Source organism: Chloroflexota bacterium (genome assembly GCA_035652535.1).
In the GTDB taxonomy this organism is placed as follows: domain Bacteria; phylum Chloroflexota; class UBA6077; order UBA6077; family SHYK01; genus DASRDP01.
In genome coordinates this window covers 1-15,978 of the sequence record DASRDP010000106.1, presented here as the reverse complement: position 1 = coordinate 15,978, position 15,978 = coordinate 1, and the positions used below count along the sequence as shown (strand labels likewise).

The following is a 15,978-nucleotide window of genomic DNA, read 5'->3' as shown; positions in this document are numbered from 1 at the left end:
ATCGCACCCCGTATGCCGCCCTCAAAGCCGAACTGCCGAACATCGACGAGGCCATCCGCTTCCCTATCCCGTTCTTACTCGACGACGTCAGCGTCCGCCTTGGCCCTTGGAGTGGATACCATCTGTTGGCGCATCACCCGGACCGAGCGGCCTTCCTTAAGATCGAATCTCGCCCGGGACGGGCTCATTCGGCTGGCCATGCGCTGTGCCCTTGTGGTCGGAGGCGAACCCAAACCCGCCCCCCTTCGTCTACCGGCTCGTGCCGATCTCCGTAGACGACCAGCGGGTTCTGCCCTTCGACGCGCATCCGATACTCGACGCGCTCGCCGATGAACAGGGCGGTTTCGACGGCGGCGTCGAGCATGCCGGGTGGTAGCTCGTGGCTCGTGGCGGGGACCAGCTCGGCATCCTCCGGTCGAACTCCGACGAAGACCGGCGCCCCGACAACGAGCGCCTCAGGTCGATACGCGCGGCCAAAGACGACGCATGCCGGAGCGCCGTCGATCGCGATGGCGATCTGGCCCGCCGGATTGCAGGCCTGGACGGCGCCCCTGAGCAAGATGGTCTTACCCACGAAGTCGCGCACGAACTCGTTTGCCGGCTCCTCGTAAAGCAGACGGGGGCTGCCCTGCTGCTGAACGACGCCGAAATTCATCAAGGCGATACGGTCCGAGAGGCTCAGCGCCTCCACCTGATCGTGGGTCACGAACAATACCGCGATGTTCAGCCGCTTTTGCAGCAGCTTCACCTCGAAGCGCATCTGCTCACGCAGCTTGGCGTCCAGATTGCTGAATGGCTCGTCGAGCAAGAGGACGCGCGGCTCGTGCACGAGCGCCCGAGCGAGCGCGACCCGCTGCTGCTGGCCGCCGGACAGCAGCGGACCGGGTCGCTTCTCGAATCCCGTCATCCCGACCAGCTCCAGCGCGCGTGCGACACGGGGTCCGATTTCCGATCGGGGAAAGCGGCGCGCTTTCAGCGGGAATGCCACGTTCTCCTCGACGGTCATGTGGGGCCAGATGGCGTACGACTGAAACACCATCCCCACATCCCGCTTCTCGGGCGGTATGCAGACACGCTTCGCCGTAAGCGCGACGATCCGGTCGCCGAAATAGATGTCGCCCGAATCGGGGACCTCGAGGCCGGCCACCATGCGGAGGGTCGTGCTCTTGCCGCAGCCGCTCGGTCCCAGGAGGGTCATGACCTCGCCCTCCATGACCTCCACGGTCAAGTCCTGGACGGCAGGCTGCGCGCTGCCCGGGTAGGTCTTCCAGAGATGCTCCAGCCGTACGGCCGGTTCCGCGCCCGTGCCGATGGCAGGAGGTGGCGCCGCGTTGGGCGACGCAACCGCTCGGGCGCTCGGCAGGCTCGATTCCTCCACGCTCTCCATCTCCGCGCTCGCCTCGGTGCGAGTGTACGGTACCGGAGGGATCGGCTCCACCGAATATTCGGAGCCGATAAACTAGCAAACTGCTGGACCTGTGTTGAATTTGGGGAGGAGCTTCGCTGTGCCGGAGGCAACAAAACCAGAAAAGCTCAGGGGCATTCGAGGGCTTGCCGTCCAACGGGCCGGAGCGCTCGCCCTCCTGGTCGCCCTGTCGACTTTTCCGTCGCTGATAGCCGCGGCCTGCGCCCCAAAGGCGGCGCAGACGTCTTCGAACAGTGCACCGCAGGCCGCCGAATGGAATGATCCGCAGTGGACGGACCTCATCGCCGCGGCGCGACGCGAGGGGAAGGTTGTCATCGCGGCGGGCGGCGAGCCGTCGCGCAGCTATCCGCCCCTCCTCGACGTCTTCTCACAGCGATACGGCGTGACCGCTGAGATGACCACCGGGAACGCGACTGAGACGGTCAATCGGCTCCTCGCCGAGCGCTCGTCGGGCGTGTACACGGTGGATGTCGGGTTGATCGCCCACAACACTTCGCAGCGGAGGTTGGTGCCTGCGGGGGCGCTCACGCCCGTCGAGCCGCTACTGATTCACCCGGAGGTCACCGATAAGTCGCTCTGGTATCGCGGGCGCTACTGGTTTGCCGATGAGGAGCAGCAGTACGTGTTCCTCTACTCCGGCAAGCCCGAGGATAGTTGGCGCTTCTGGTACAACAGCGAGCGGCTCAGCCCCGCTGAAGTGGCGACGATCAAGTCGCTGCAGGACTTTTTCGATCCAAAGTGGCGCGGCAAGCACGCATCGTTGGCGATCTCCGATCCGTCCGGGCTGGCGTCTTTGATCCGGCTGTATCTGGCTCCTGAGGCCGGTCCGGATTGGGTGCACCGGTTCATCTACGACAGCGATGTCACCTTTACCGGCGACCGCCGGGTTTTGGAGACGTGGCTCACCCAGGGGCGGTACCCTCTCGTGTTCCCCGCTGGCGGAACCGACGAACTGGTCGATCTTCAGAACGCGGGGCTCCCCATCAAAGAGGGCCAGATTCCCAAGCAGACGCCGGGACTCCAGACTCCCAGCTCGGCGAGCAGCATCGAAGCGTTCGACCACGCTCCCCATCCGAATGCCGCCCAGCTCTTCGTGAACTGGTTCCTCTCCAAAGATGGGCAGAGTCAGGTCCAGAAGATCGATGGGGCGCTCTTCGGATCGATGCGTGACGATATCGGCTACGGCAACATTGACCCGAGCGCGCGCCGCAAGCCCGGGGTGGTCTACGAGTACGAGGAGGCCGAGCCCTGGAGGGCTGAGGCCGCGAACGCCGCCGTTGCGCAGATCCAGGAGTGGTGGGACGCGAAGCCCTGAGGGCAGCGCATGACTGACGGTCCACCGCTCCCTGCCACCGCGCGATTGTCCGCGGGCCTCGTCATCATGGCCGTGGTGCTCGTCTCGCTCGGTCTTTTTCTCGTCTGGCCGGTCGTCCTCTTACTGGTCAACAGTTTCAATACGGCGAACGACTGGTTTGTAGAGCCGCGCCAATGGGGCTTGAGCCACTGGACCAGCGCCTTCCAGCGTCCGGGGCTGCTCGCCTCTCTTGGCAACTCGATTCTCATCTGGGCCCTTACCGAGGCGTGCGCGCTGCCCATCGGGGTGGCAATCGCCTGGACCCTCGCGCGCACCAAGATTCCGTTCAGCCACGCGCTGGAGTTCATGTTCTGGGTCTCCTTCATGGTTCCCGCGCTCCCGACGACGATAGCGTGGATCACCCTGATGGACCCCGATATCGGGCTGCTCAATGTCGCGGCGATGAAGCTCCCGTTCGTCGACCACGGGCCCTTCAACATCTTCAGTATCCCTGGGATCGTCTGGGCGCACCTCATGGCTCACGGGATCTCGATCAAGGTCATGCTTCTGACCCCGGCCTTTCGCAATATGGACGTCACCCTGGAAGAGGCGGCCCGCGTCGGGGGCGCGGGCAACCTCAGAACGATGATGCGCGTGACGCTCCCCCTCATGGTCACGCCCGTCGTGCTGGCCTTTTCGCTTCACCTCCTGCGGGCCTTTCAGTCGTTCGAAACGGAATACCTGCTCGGCCTGCCGGTCGGGATCTATGTGTACTCGACCAAGATCTTCTCGCTGGTCCGCCAGGAGGTCCCGAACTATGGCGAGGCAACCGCGCTCGCGAGCATTTCATTGGTCATCATCGCGGCCATCATCCCCTTGCAGCGGTGGATCTTGCAGCGGCGGCGCTACACGACCATCAGCGGGCAGTATCGCCCCGGCCTGATCGATCTGGGTGTGGGGAATTCCGTCGCCTTCGGGCTGATCGTCCTCCTGCTCGTCTTCCTGACGGTGGGGCCTGTCGCGATCCTGGCGCTCGGCAGCTTCATGAATCGGATCGGTTACTTCCAGCTCGGGTTCACCATGAAGCACTGGGCCCTCGTGCTGCACGACCCCGTGTTCTTGAAAGCGCTGCGGACGACGCTGGTTCTCTCGACAACGGCGGCGGTGGTCAGCCCGCTGCTGTTTTCCGTGCTCGCCTACATTCTGGTGCGGACGCGCCTCCCCGGCCGCGGCGTCCTGGACTTGATGATCTGGGGATCCGCGGCGATCCCCGGGATTCTGACAGGCCTGGGCCTCCTCTGGCTGTTCCTCGGCACGCCCGGTCTGAACGTGCTCTTTGGCACGATATGGGCGCTCCTCATCGTGGTGATCCTCCAGGGCAACACGACTGGCGTGAACGTCTTGAAGGGCGTGTTCGTTCAGGTCGGGGCGGACATGGAGGAGGCGGCGCGCGTCGCGGGGGCCGGATGGCTCCGCACGTACGTTCGAATCTGGATCCCCCTGCTCATGCCGACGATCGTCCTTCTGTCGGTGATGAGCTTCGTTGGGGCAGCGGGTGCGACGAGCAGCATCATCTTGCTGGCGTCGCGAGACACTACGACCCTATCGCTTCTGGCGCTCGAGATGGCGTCGAGCGGGGTGAACAGTCGTGAGGCCGCCAGCATCATCAGCCTCTTCATCATGGCCTTTACCATCGGGAGCGCGCTCGTCGCGCGCGCCCTCGGCCTTCGGATGGGCTTGCGACGGGAGATCCGCGCTTCGCCTGCCCAAGCGCCAGACCAGGGGCCCGCGGAGCTCGTGCCGCGACTCGCGGGCTAGCCGCTTGGCCCACGCCGCTCGTGGGGCGGTCAGCGTTTCACGTCCCACTGGTGGATGTTCCAGGTGAGCGACGCGCGAGACGCGCGATTCACAGGCACGTTGGCCAGGCGATTGGCCACCGCGTATGGAGTTGGAAAGTAGTAGAGCGGCATCGTGGAGAGGTTTTCGAAAATGTGCTCGTTGATTTGCGTCAACACCTCGATGCGCTCCGGCTTGGGGATCGTGCGGAAGTAGCGGTCGACGAGGTCGTCGAGCACAGGACTGCGATAGCGAGGCCAGTTGGGGAGGCCGGATACTTCGTAGTTGTTCTCGGCCGTGCGCGCTTGGCTGCTCTTGAGGGCCGGGAGACCGTCGACGTCGTGCGTGCCGGTGAACAGTGCGAAGCCGGTGAAGGTCGCGCGCCACGGCCAATCTGTGGCCCGCTGAGCGGGCACGACAAACGACGTGGTCGAGACCCCGATCTTCTGCCAGTAGTCCGCGACCGCCAGCATTGGTTTGGTGACTGCCTGGTTTGATCCCGCGATCTCGACCTCGAGAAGCTGGCCGGCCGCGTCATGCATGAATCCATCGTCTCCCCGGCGGTAACCCAGGTCCCCGATCATTTGGGCCGCCTTGCGGGGGTCGTATTCGTACTTCTTCACTCCTCCCTCGATGCCTGCGTAGTCGGGCTGGTTCGGCGCCATGAAAGTCGTGGCAACCGGGGAGAGCCCGGCCTCGAGGGAATCGACCATCTCCTGCCGATCGATGGCGTAGAGCAGCGCCTGGCGGAACTGGAGATTCGTGATGATGGACGGGGTTGGATCGATGAACTGGGGGTCTAGCCGATACCAGCGGTGATCTGAGAATTCGAAGGTGAACCGACCGTCGGCCCAGCGGTCGCGCATCTCGACGACGGAATCGATCGCGAAGCCGATGCCAATGGTCGCGTCCACGGCTCCCGCCAGCGCGTTTGCCATGACCGAGCTGGGATCGGGATTGAACTCCACGTCGATCTCGTCGATCTTTGGACGTCCGAGCACGAATCGGTCGAACGCCTGAAGACTGATCCGCTGCCCGGGAACGAAGTCCTTCAATTGATATGCGCCGCTGCCCACATAGTCCGTGGTCCAATAGGACGCCTGGCTTAGGGACGTTGGATCCTGATCGTAGATGGTCTCCAGCACGTGCTTTGGCATGGGCCACGCCAGCCAGATGGAAAAGGTCTGATCGGCGTCGATGTACGGCTCGCTCCAGGTGATGTGGACCGTGCGCGGATCCGGCGTGTCGACGTCGCCCATGAAACGGTAGGCCTGGAGGCCGAACACGCCAGTCGACCGGTCGCGGCCGACCTTGATGGTGAAGGCCAGATCGTCGGCCAGAATCGGCGAGCCATCGTGCCACACCGCTTCGGGCCTGATTGTCCAGGTGGTTTCCATGGTGCCGTCGGGGCGAAGCTTCCAGAGGCCGTTGTCCAACGTGGGCACGGCCTCCGCCAGGACCGGGCGCAGCGTATTCCGGTCGTCGACGACGACCAGACCGGGATTCACCGCGTTGCGAAGCTCGTAGCTTCCCGGCACCGCGCTGTACGGCTGGAAGTCGAGGTCGCGGAACGATACGATGGTGGCATGGGTGGGACCGGGCCGGGCCGACGCAGCGTCGGCGCTCCGGTTGCGAAGCGCGGCTGTTCCGCCCTGGGTGCACGCGACGACGAAGATGCCGAGAAGGAGGGACGTGGTCGCCACAATCGCCCTTCGCTGCATTCCGTACCTCCCGGCGCTGACAACTTCTGGTCGACCAGTGGCTCGTTCGGTCCGCAGCCATGGGCCCGTCGCGGATCGTGGAGCCGCGCGACGCGATTGGACCCTATGATATCGGGCATTGGAGCGTTGCGGACCGATCGGCGGCTCTGGGGGTACGGACGGCTACAATCGCTCCAGGCGACCGGCGAATCAGTGGAGCGATCGCCGGCGACGTGGGGAGGTGCCGACCTTGAGCGCTGGAACGCTGGACCAACCGCGGGCTGACGTCCCGCTCGCGCGGCGCGGTGGGGAAAACCGCGTGGTGGGACGGAGCGGGAAGCCGCTCCTGGTGATCGTCGAGGGAAGCGATATCGACGCCATGATCGACGCGGGGCTGGACGCGATCGGCGGGCTCGGGAGGATCATCGCGCCTCACCGGGCTGTTCTGCTGAAGCCCAACACCAACCAGCGCGATCCGTTCCCGTCGGTGACCGCTCCGGAAACGCTCAGAGCCGTTGCCCGCCATTGCGCCGCGGCCGGCGCGGAGCGCATCGTCGTCCACGAAGACCACAAGAATGAGTTGGACCTGTACTACGAACCGGCAGAGCTGCCGGGCATGGAGATCCAGCTCGCGCATGCGCGGACGGCCGAGCATTTTGTGACCGTCGAGTTCGACCGCTGGCAGGGGGAAACGGACGTCCCGCCGATCCCGGAATCCGGGTCCGGCATGATTCAGCGCCTTCGCGGATATACGCCCGAGCGCGGCCCACGGCTGCGCGTCGCGCGGCAGCTCCAGGAGGCTCCCGTCATCATCAATCTTCCCGTGCTCAAGCGCCACTTCGCGGGACAAATCACGAGCGCACTGAAAAACCACTTCGGATCGGTGCACGGCCCGCATCGCTGGCTCGCCCACGCCGCGCTTCAGACGAACCGTGACTACTTCGACCGCAAGCTGGCGGAGTTTGCCTCGGCGGTGCGCCCCGAGCTGACCATCACCGACATTCGCGCGCTTCAGGCGGTGTCGGGTCCCTCGCGCGACGAGCGCACGCGGATCGTCGAGGGGGTCAACCGGCTCATTGTCACGGGCGACATGGTCGCCGCCGACGCCGTGGCGATGGAGATCATGAAGCAGCACGATTCGACGTTCACGTCCGAGAATGAAGCGATCGTGCGGCGCCAGCACCAGCACGCGGAGAGTCTGGGCCTCGGGACCGGCGACCTGTCGAAGCTCGAGATCATCGAGCTGAAGGTCTGACGCCGGAGTTACGTTCCATGGACCTGGCGGACCAGGCGACGACCGAATCGGTCGACCGTCACATCGGTTTGAAGACCGTCACGTAGACGATGGAGCCGACCGCCAGGATGATCCCGTAGAGGCCAGCCGCGACAATGACGGCCCAGCCCGCGCTCATCGTCCAGTCTTGGCCCCTGATGTGGAGCGCCGTGGCGACGGCCGCGCCGACCGCGAGGCAGATTGCCAGAGTTATCCAGGGAAACAGTTCCATCCTGAACTCGCTGCGGATGAGGCGAGCGCCTTGGCTCTGGAGGTCCGCTCTGCCGGGCCGGCCCGGGCGAACCGGCGCTCGCCGTCCGCATGGGTTTCGCCGCGTAACGCACTATGGTTGCGGTTTTCACCCGGCGAGCGCAAGCTTCCAGAAGACGCCGATGAGCGCTCGTTGCGCGTCCGAGCGGCTAGCCCTGACGCGTCGACCCCCGAGAACTCAGCAGCACGTCTCCGTTCGTGAGGCGCGGTGTGATACGTTGTGTTTGCGCAACGCCCGCTTGTTGGAACGATGGCGACGGATCCGAATAGGACGTGGAGGTCCGCATGCGGCAGCCCCAGGCGATCTTCTACATGGAAGGGCACCGAGTGACGGGCGCGGTGGTGACGGGCAGGGAGCGCGTCAGCGACTATCTCAACAATCCAAACTCGAGCACCGTTGAGGTGCACGACGCCACATTTGAGGAGCTGCTCACCGATCGCCAGCCCGAGACCGCTGCAAGGCTCACCGTCCTCAAGAGCGAGATCAGCCTCGTGGTCCCGACGGACATGGGAGATGTGGGGGTCGGGACGCGCGTGCCGACGCAGCCCGTTCGCGTCGAGCTTGCTTGCCCGCTCTACAGCATCGTGGGGAGCCTGCATCATCGGAGCTCTGACCCCACGGATCTCGCGATGTTGCTCAAGGGATTCAACCGGACCTTCGTGCCCCTCACCGAGGCGAGCATGCGATATCTGCCGAATGCGCGCTACGATGCAGAGGAGCGCGTCGTCCTCGTAAACACGGAGCACCTGCAGTTCTGGGGCGTGCTGCCCCACGCATCCGCTTGATTTCGGCGACCGTGCCGGGTCTACCGCCGACCGAGCGAAGGCATCGGCGCGTCAGTTCTGCCGGTCCGGGTCCAGGTGCGCAACGCGCGGAGCCACCAGCTCCGTGAACCGGATCATGGACCGCGCGCACTTTCGCGGCGTGGCGACGGGTAGCCCCGACGGCATAAGGAGGACGCCGAACCCTCCACTCTCGGCGAAATAGTCGGCGATGCGCTGGGCGATGGTGTCGGGGCCGCCCACCCAGTAGTAGCCGCTCTCGATCATGTCGGCCGCGGTCACGGTCTCGATCGTTTTCCCTGGCGGGATGTGTTTCTCGAGAAAGATCGCCGTCTCGCGCTTGCGTCGCTCCAAGACGTAGCTCAGCCCGGCCAACACGTCTTCGCGCGCCCGTCGATCGTTCTCGCCGACGTAGACGAAATGGTTGGCGTGGAAGAGGCGGCGGGACGGAGTCCGCCCTGCCGCTTCGGCTGCCTGCAAGTACACGTCGGCCCATTCTCGAATCTCCTCCGCCCGATCGTTGCCGCGGCCGAGCAGGGGGATGAAGCCGTGCCGGCCGGCGAACTCCAGCGTCTCGGCCGAACCGGAGCAGGCGGTCGCGATGGGCGGATGGGGTTGCTGGAACGGCCGCGGGAGGACGTTGACTCGCGTCGCCTGCCAGTAGCGCCCCTCGAAGTCGAAGGGCTCGGTGGCCGTCCAGGCCCGGAGGATCAGCTCGAGCGCTTCGTTGACGATCGCCCGTGTCTCCTCCTTCCCAAACGGGAGACCGCGCTGGTGGGCTTGTTCCATCGTCTGCATCCGCGTGCCGCCGTAGCCGAACATGTAGCGTCCGTGCGTGAGGTGGTCGCACACGTTCGCTTCGCGAACGACATTGATGGGATGGAGGAGCGGGAGGTTGCGGACGGCGGTGCCCAGTCGAATGCGGCGCGTCTGGGCCGCAAGCCTGCAAATCAGGAGGTTGGCGTCGGTTACGGTGTTCGGACGAACGTGGTTCGGCTCCGCGATCCACGCCTCGGTGAAGCCGAGGCGATCGGCCCGGATGATCTCGCTGATGTCCAGGTCGTAGGCTTCGGCCGTAACCGGATTCAATCGGTAGCCGGACTCAGAAAATACGCCGAACTCCATCGATCCGCTCCTCAGGGACTTTCGTGCGCGCACGACGCGAGGAATGGCGGAAGAGCAGGATAGATTTGCTTCTCTCTAGCACTGCACGCCCCCATTCGAGGTGTTCCGCCAACGTAGATCGCACCGCGGGTCCTGTCAAATCAGCGCTGTGCGGGGGGGCCGACGCCTTCGGCCCGGAGCTGCCGCACGAAGTCCGGTATCGCGCGGGTCAGCGGCCAGGTGGGCCGATACCCCAGCTCGTCGCGAATTCGGGTGAGATCGACCAGCGGCGTGTCCGCGGGGCCGACCTCCACGGGTGCAATAGCCGCGCCGGGGATGGCGGTGTTCACCGCGGCTGCGAAGTTCGCGGGGTCGACGATCTCGCCGGACCCCAGATTGAAGACGTCGTGCCGGGGGGACTCGACGAAGAGCGCGCGAATGAGCCCGTCAGCAACGTCCCGCGCGTAGATGCGCTCGCCGGCCCGAAAGCGGGCTTGCAGCCGGGTCCCCGCCGGCTCCGTGAGCGCCCGCATCACGAGGTCTTGCAGCAGCCACGCCGTCTCACCCCCGCCGCTGAACTCGCCGCGTCCGTACGCGCCCGCCAGTCGGATGTTGAGCGCGCTGATCCCCGTGTGCCGCGCGAACGCCCGCGCCGCGATCTCCGCCGCCGACTTGTACGCCGAGTAGAGATTGGCGGGCATGGAGTAGGGGAGCGACTCGACGGCCGGCCGATCGAGCGGGAGCGGCGGGTCGGCTCGATAGACGAAGATGGAGCTGACCAACACGGTCCGCCGGATGCCGACCTGCCGAGCCGCCTCGAGGACCGTCAGAAAGCCGTGGACGTTGACGTCGAACGCCTCGAATGGGACTTCGTTCACACGTGTTCCGCCATACCCACCGGCGTGAAGGACCCGCGTTGCGCGATAGCGCACCAGCAGCTCGCGCAGCCGGGCGAGGTCGCGCACGTCGCCCTGTTCTACCGCGCAGCCCGTCGCTCGTTCGCCCAGAACTGTCCGAAGGCGCTGGGCGTTGGCGTGCGGCGAGAGCATCACGACGGGCACGTCGCGCTCGCGCAGCAGCAGAGCGCTGTAGCTCGCGATCACGCCAGTTCCGGTGATGAGGACGCACTCAGCCGACGGGACGCTCACGCGGCGCGCCCGCAGTTGTGGTCCGCGTTGGGCGCGAGTCTGCCGTTGGCTCGCCGGCGTCTCGCGTCGTCAGGGCGAAATCGCTGTTCAGTCCCGCGGCGATGGACCTGACGTTGTCGACGTGGGGTATCTGCCGGAGGTTGCCGTACGGCCACGTCCTCATCCCATCGTATTCGTAGTCGTCGCTCCACGGGCCCGCGATCCCCCAGGTCCACACGCTGCCGTCGCGGCGGAGGGCGAGGCTATGATAGGCCTCCGTGGCGATCGCCGCCACGTCGGTAAGACCGTTGACGGGTGCTGGCTCAGCCGTGTCGGTCGCCCAGGCCGCCTCCGGATCGGCTTGTCCTCGACCGTTGTCTCCCCAAGCCCAGACGCTCCCATCGGCTCGAAGCGCAAGGTTGTGGCCACCTCTTGCCGCGATGGCGGTCACGTTGGTGATTTGGACCAGCGAGTGAGGCGCCGATGGCGCCGTGGGCTCGTCGGTCAGACGATCTCGCCCCCAGCTCCACACGATGCCATCGCGGGAGAGGGCGATGCTGTGTCGAGCCCCTGCGGCGACGGCCACCGCTCCCGGCACGCCGGAGACGCGCCGTGGCAGCAGGACCGGACGCGCTGCGTCCAGCCCGAGCTGTCCGTCCGCGGCGTCGCCCCAGGCCCAAACGTCGCCATTCGAGCGAATGGCTACGGAGTGTTTGTCTCCGGCGGCCACGGCGACGACGTCGTCGATCCCGCCGACCCGAACCGGATCCCAGCGGTCCACGGTGGTTCCGTCCCCCAGCTGGCCGCGGTCGTTCCGTCCCCACGCCCAGAGGGCGCCATCGCGACCGATGGCGAAGGCATGGCACGGGCCGGTGGCGATGGACGCAATGACACCCATTCCGGGAACCTGCTCCAGCGAGCTGACGAAGCGCTCGTGCCGACGGTTCTCGATGCACGGATCCGCTGACCCCCATCGCCAGACCGAGCCGCTTGTTTCCAGGAGGAGATGCTGGCCGCCAACGGTCGCAACAGCCTCCAGTTCTCCCAGTTGTTTGGCGGAAAGTGGCACGCGCAGCGGACCGGCCGCTAAGTTACTGGTCGCGAGGACGACCGTGCTCCAGGCGAGGACGCCGGGAATCGTTTCGATGTCGTCCCAATCGCTCGACCGCTGGCCGGACGATGCGCCGCTGGGATCGGGGGCGGATGGGGAATTCGCGCGCGTCGTCGGATCGGTCCAGGGATGTGCCCACGCAGCTCCGATCAGCGCGAGCGCGACCATGCCTCTCGCCACTTGAGATCCGAGACCGAGAACGCACGATAAATTCTGCTCTCGCGTCACCCCCGGCACCACCCCTACATCGACCTGAGCGCGCGTCCATCGCGCTGGGAGGGGACTGTAGGGAGGGATGGCAACCGCCGCCACGAATTTCATGGCCAGAAACACGAATTCTTGCGCGATTTCGCGCAAGAATTCGTGTTGGTCCGTCCGTCACGGCCACGCGCGAGGAATTAGTCTCCGTCGTCGCCGTATGACCACTGGTAGTTGGGATCGCTGTAGCACTCGGGAGGCATTTCGGACCTGAGCCCCCGTTTCGCGAGCTCTTGCTCGAAGTTCTGGCGGATCCAAGGATCCTCGTCCGCGTACTCGATATTGGGGCTCGGACCTCGGCGGAGCGGGTCACCGCCGGACGTCTGGCGGGCGTGGAAGGCGAGATAGCGGGCGGGTATCGCGCCCACGTTGAAGTGCTGGTGGTACCAGCGCGCTGGCGGGACGAACACGCTGGCCTCGTGCCATGGGACCACGATGCGCTCGCCGCCCGTCGACGGCCACATGACCGAATAACCGTCGCCTGCCGGGATGATGATCGCCGTGCCCGGGCCATGGTAATGCGCCTTCTTGTAGCGGCCCGGAGGGAAGACGGACATATGGGACGGGATGGCGGAGCCGGCGAACCGAATGGTCACGTGAAAGCCGCCGGCGCCTCGCTCCTGATACGTATCGAGCTTGTCCCACACGGCCATGTCCGGAAAGAAGTTACCGAACCACACCGGACGGCCGAGCGACCGGGCACGCTCGTCGTCGCTTTCGATGGCCTTGGCCGTGGCAAATGCGTCGCCGCTGTAGAGACGCTCCGGCGCAACAAACGCGCTCTCGAAGTAGAATTCGGCCTCCGGCCGGAGCAGCATCGCGGTCGGCAGATAGTTGTAGTGCATCAAGCGCGTCGGCTCGTGTCCCTGGGTATTGGAAAGCTGATACGTGCAGCCGCCAGGAATCACGAAGATGCTCCGCTTGCTCCACTCGAACGACTTTTTCGGGCCATCTCCGGCCCAGATCGTCGTCAGGCCGCGACCGTCGACGACGTAGACGATCTCATCAAGCGCGAATTTCACAGGTCGCGTCGTGCCGCCAGGCGGAATCTCGGTGATTCGAATCTCGCTGACGTCTCGCTGGCCGGCGAGGACAGCGAACGCCGCGTTGCACTCCCGGTCGGGCCACGGGCCCACCGGTATGGTCCGGGCGTCTTCGATCGCGTACCCCCGGTAAATTGGAACCCCCGTGGATTCGATGTACTGGTCGTAGGGAGACGGGTTGCGAGGCGGTCGCGTCGCGGCTTCCATGAGGTCTTCTGCTGTCGCAGTCATCGGTTCCCTCCGTTCGGATTTTTCTCGCCGTTGGGTCGAACGTTCCAACCGTTGCAGGCGCCGCGTCTTAGCGAATGGTCCACGTGGCAACGTTCCACGTGCTCGCAGCCTGGAGATACGCGGTGCTTCCAGGCCCGTCGAGACCCTTCCGGAACGCGTACACCTGGGGTACGTAGAAGATTGGCAGGACCGGAAGCTGCTCATCAAGCAGCTTCACGATCTTGAACAGTGCTTGTTGGCGTCGGCCTGACTCCAGCTCGCCAGCATAGGCTCGGTACAGCTCCTCATACGTCGGGTTCACGTAACCGCCATAGTTATTGCCGCCATACGCGTTTTGCGCGGTGCCGATCTGGGATTGCCGAAGCGAACCTGGCGCCGAGATCGAGAAGTTCCACGGCTTGATCAGCATACTCGGAAAGGACATCGCAAGCTGGTTTCGATTGGACGCGGTCTGCGCGTACGGCGCGGGGTCGGCCTGAAATCCGGCCGTGGTGAGCTGCGAGGCGACGATCGCCGCTTCCTGCGGGTTCGTGCCCTCGCTGCTGGTCGCGGCGGCGGCGGAGAACGGCTGGCCCAAGCCATTGTGGAACACGCCGTCCGGCCCTTTGGTCCAGCCCGCCTGAGCCATCAGCTCGGTAGCCCGATTCAGATCGAACGGATAGAGCGGAAGGCCCGCGTTCGCTGCCATCTCGAGCACCGGGTCGCCCAGCGGGGCGATGAAGTCTGCGCGCTGGGTGAGGCCGCCCTCCAGAGTCTCGACGATGGTGTCCCGATCCAGCGCGTGCAGCATCGCCTGGCGGACCCGAACGTCCTCGACCCAGGGGAGCGTCGCATCGCGGAAGTTGAGATAGATCATGCGAACGCCCTTCGCCACGGCGCCCGTCGTGCCGCCGCTGGTGGGAGCCCACGCATCGCGCACCACGCTCACTGGCTGAACGTCCACCTGGGCGCCAAGCGGGATGATGTCGATGTCGCCGGCCAGTACGCTGGCCACAAGCGCATTGGCGTCGCCGAGGAATTTCAGAACGATGCGATCGATCTTCGGTCTGCCGCCGACGTACCGGTCGAAGGCCTGTCCTTCAATGAAGCTTCCCCGCGACCATTCCGTAAGTTTGTAGGGGCCGAGGCCGACGAACTGCGTGCTCCAGTACGGGCTGTTGGAGAGCGCCGTCTTGTCGCCGGCGGCGTACTGTTCGGCAAAGATATGCGTCGGAACCGCGGGTATCCCATCGTAGCCGCTGACCCCCGCCGCGACCGTTATTGACTTCCAGGTGACAACCAGGGTCTGACTGTCGATGCCGCGAACGCTGGAAACGCTGTCCAGGGCGCCGGGGATGCTGGAAGCAAGCTCGGGATCGGTGTTGAGCTGGTAGCCAAGGATGAAGTCGTCGGCCGTGAGGGGCGTGCCGTCGTGCCACACGAGGCCGGGCTTGAGCTTCCACGTTACTTCCATCCCGCCCTCGGGGAGAACGCGCCAGTCGCCGTCTTGGAGCGATGGCACCTTCTGCGCGAGCACTGGCATCACGGCGCCCGCGGGATCGTACGCCGTAAGGGAGGCGTGGAACGCGTAAAACACTTCCAGCGGCGAGCTGCCGCTGCCACTTGCGCCGAAGAAGGCGGGCGAAGCGGGCTCGCGGTCGGCCTGCAACCCGACGTTCACAATCGTCGGGTGCGCGGGCGCTGCGACCGCAGTCGACGATGCGGACGCCTCGGACGGGCGCTGGCCCGCGGGCGCGGCGCAGCCGAGAAGGAGCGCCGCGGTGGTGAGGGTTACGGCGAGTGGCGTCGCGTGCCGGCCGGGGCGGACAGGTATTGATACGCCCACATTGCCCTCCGTACAGGGAGCCCTGCCTTGGTGATCGTCTCCAAGAATATGCGAAGTCCGCGTGGGACGCGAGCCGTCGTGAAGGCGGTGACGACCGGCCCGCGGCGGTCCCGACCCTTCAACCGAGAAACGTGGAGCGTTACGGAGCGGCCGAGCTAGCTCCCCTGCTGCTGTCCCGGTCTGCCGGTGGCGACGAGCGGCGCCCAGAGCTTGCACCACCAGGTGGCGCCGACGACCATGTCGAGATCCTTGTGGGCGCAGTACCCAATACCTTCTTTCAGCGCCTTGTAGAAGCGACAATTGTCGCACTGATCATCGGTCGTGCTAAACGACCAGAGATCGCCCTCCTCTGCGCGCCGCTTCAGTTCCTGGACTGACTGCATGTGACCTCCCTACCCAGCATTCGCGCGCTGACTGCTCATATCCTAACCCCCCGCTTCCCATGCCCCGAATCCGATAAGCAAGATCGTGCGCGGAATGATGGAACGGACGCCGAGGCCGCTCGATGCCCGTCGCGGCGGCTTATCTCGTTCGCCATGCTATAGTGAGCCCTGTTTCTGGCCACGAGCGCACTGCTCGTGGGTGTCGCTGGAGTTCTCCCCATGCGCGGGCCCGGACCGCGGGACTATATTGCCCTGGCCGCCACGAGCGCCTCCAACGGTATGGGGCTGCTGCTGCCCCTCTATCTCGTGCACAC

Annotated in this window: 13 protein-coding genes; 4 read left to right on the top strand and 9 right to left on the bottom strand. The window is 65.5% G+C overall.

Features of this window, described 5'->3' with window-relative positions; genetic code table 11:
* Nucleotides 1-184 precede the first annotated feature (184 nt).
* Nucleotides 185-1,378 carry an ABC transporter ATP-binding protein gene (locus VFC51_13120; protein ID HZT07966.1) on the bottom strand — a complete coding sequence of 398 codons (1,194 nt, stop codon included), beginning with the start codon at nucleotides 1,376-1,378 and terminating at the stop codon, nucleotides 185-187.
* Between the two features lie 127 nt (nucleotides 1,379-1,505).
* Between VFC51_13120 and VFC51_13115 the strand changes: the two genes are divergently transcribed.
* Together VFC51_13115 and VFC51_13110 are read left to right on the top strand one after the other, a co-directional pair.
* A complete protein-coding gene (locus tag VFC51_13115) occupies nucleotides 1,506-2,741 on the top strand; it encodes an extracellular solute-binding protein (GenBank protein ID HZT07965.1) in 1,236 nt (411 codons plus the stop codon).
* Between the two features lie 9 nt (nucleotides 2,742-2,750).
* Nucleotides 2,751-4,538, top strand: coding sequence for an ABC transporter permease subunit (locus tag VFC51_13110; protein HZT07964.1), 1,788 nt, complete (start codon nucleotides 2,751-2,753; stop codon nucleotides 4,536-4,538).
* Nucleotides 4,539-4,567: 29 nt separating this feature from the next.
* Here the strand turns inward: VFC51_13110 and VFC51_13105 are convergent, their stop codons facing one another.
* Nucleotides 4,568-6,277, bottom strand: coding sequence for an ABC transporter substrate-binding protein (locus tag VFC51_13105; GenBank protein ID HZT07963.1), 1,710 nt, complete (start codon nucleotides 6,275-6,277; stop codon nucleotides 4,568-4,570).
* A 229-nt stretch (nucleotides 6,278-6,506) separates the two neighbouring features.
* On the opposite strand from VFC51_13105, the gene VFC51_13100 reads away from it, so the two are divergent.
* Nucleotides 6,507-7,511, top strand: a complete 1,005-nt coding sequence (locus VFC51_13100) for a DUF362 domain-containing protein (GenBank protein HZT07962.1) — start codon at nucleotides 6,507-6,509, stop codon at nucleotides 7,509-7,511.
* A 58-nt stretch (nucleotides 7,512-7,569) separates the two neighbouring features.
* Here VFC51_13100 and VFC51_13095 read toward each other — a convergent pair whose 3' ends face one another.
* Nucleotides 7,570-7,761 carry a hypothetical protein gene (locus VFC51_13095; protein HZT07961.1) on the bottom strand — a complete coding sequence of 64 codons (192 nt, stop codon included), beginning with the start codon at nucleotides 7,759-7,761 and terminating at the stop codon, nucleotides 7,570-7,572.
* 323 nt (nucleotides 7,762-8,084) lie between these two features.
* Between VFC51_13095 and VFC51_13090 the strand changes: the two genes are divergently transcribed.
* A complete protein-coding gene (locus VFC51_13090; protein ID HZT07960.1) occupies nucleotides 8,085-8,585 on the top strand; it encodes a hypothetical protein in 501 nt (166 codons plus the stop codon).
* Nucleotides 8,586-8,636: 51 nt separating this feature from the next.
* On the opposite strand, the gene VFC51_13085 is transcribed toward VFC51_13090, so the two are convergent.
* From VFC51_13085 to VFC51_13060, 6 genes are all read right to left on the bottom strand, one after another.
* Nucleotides 8,637-9,707 carry an LLM class flavin-dependent oxidoreductase gene (locus VFC51_13085; protein ID HZT07959.1) on the bottom strand — a complete coding sequence of 357 codons (1,071 nt, stop codon included), beginning with the start codon at nucleotides 9,705-9,707 and terminating at the stop codon, nucleotides 8,637-8,639.
* A 140-nt stretch (nucleotides 9,708-9,847) separates the two neighbouring features.
* A complete protein-coding gene (locus VFC51_13080; GenBank protein HZT07958.1) occupies nucleotides 9,848-10,834 on the bottom strand; it encodes an NAD(P)-dependent oxidoreductase in 987 nt (328 codons plus the stop codon).
* Nucleotides 10,815-12,092 (bottom strand): hypothetical protein, encoded by a 1,278-nt coding sequence (locus VFC51_13075; protein HZT07957.1) that lies wholly within the window; start codon nucleotides 12,090-12,092, stop codon nucleotides 10,815-10,817. Before VFC51_13075 ends, VFC51_13080 begins: the two co-directional genes overlap by 20 nt.
* Before the next feature lie 230 nt (nucleotides 12,093-12,322).
* Nucleotides 12,323-13,456, bottom strand: coding sequence for a cupin domain-containing protein (locus tag VFC51_13070; GenBank protein ID HZT07956.1), 1,134 nt, complete (start codon nucleotides 13,454-13,456; stop codon nucleotides 12,323-12,325).
* 67 nt (nucleotides 13,457-13,523) lie between these two features.
* A complete protein-coding gene (locus tag VFC51_13065; protein HZT07955.1) occupies nucleotides 13,524-15,281 on the bottom strand; it encodes a peptide ABC transporter substrate-binding protein in 1,758 nt (585 codons plus the stop codon).
* Between the two features lie 155 nt (nucleotides 15,282-15,436).
* Nucleotides 15,437-15,664 (bottom strand): high-potential iron-sulfur protein, encoded by a 228-nt coding sequence (locus VFC51_13060; protein ID HZT07954.1) that lies wholly within the window; start codon nucleotides 15,662-15,664, stop codon nucleotides 15,437-15,439.
* Between the last annotated feature and the right edge of the window lie 314 nt (nucleotides 15,665-15,978).

Coding starts and splice junctions, on each gene's coding strand:
- VFC51_13105 (HZT07963.1), bottom strand. CDS start 6,277: ATGCAGCGAAGGGCGATTGTGGCGACCACGTCCCTCCTTCTCGGCATC.
- VFC51_13085 (HZT07959.1), bottom strand. CDS start 9,707: ATGGAGTTCGGCGTATTTTCTGAGTCCGGCTACCGATTGAATCCGGTT.
- VFC51_13070 (HZT07956.1), bottom strand. CDS start 13,456: ATGACTGCGACAGCAGAAGACCTCATGGAAGCCGCGACGCGACCGCCT.
- VFC51_13090 (HZT07960.1), top strand. CDS start 8,085: ATGCGGCAGCCCCAGGCGATCTTCTACATGGAAGGGCACCGAGTGACG.
- VFC51_13110 (HZT07964.1), top strand. CDS start 2,751: ATGACTGACGGTCCACCGCTCCCTGCCACCGCGCGATTGTCCGCGGGC.
- VFC51_13060 (HZT07954.1), bottom strand. CDS start 15,664: ATGCAGTCAGTCCAGGAACTGAAGCGGCGCGCAGAGGAGGGCGATCTC.
- VFC51_13075 (HZT07957.1), bottom strand. CDS start 12,092: ATGGTCGCGCTCGCGCTGATCGGAGCTGCGTGGGCACATCCCTGGACC.
- VFC51_13095 (HZT07961.1), bottom strand. CDS start 7,761: ATGGAACTGTTTCCCTGGATAACTCTGGCAATCTGCCTCGCGGTCGGC.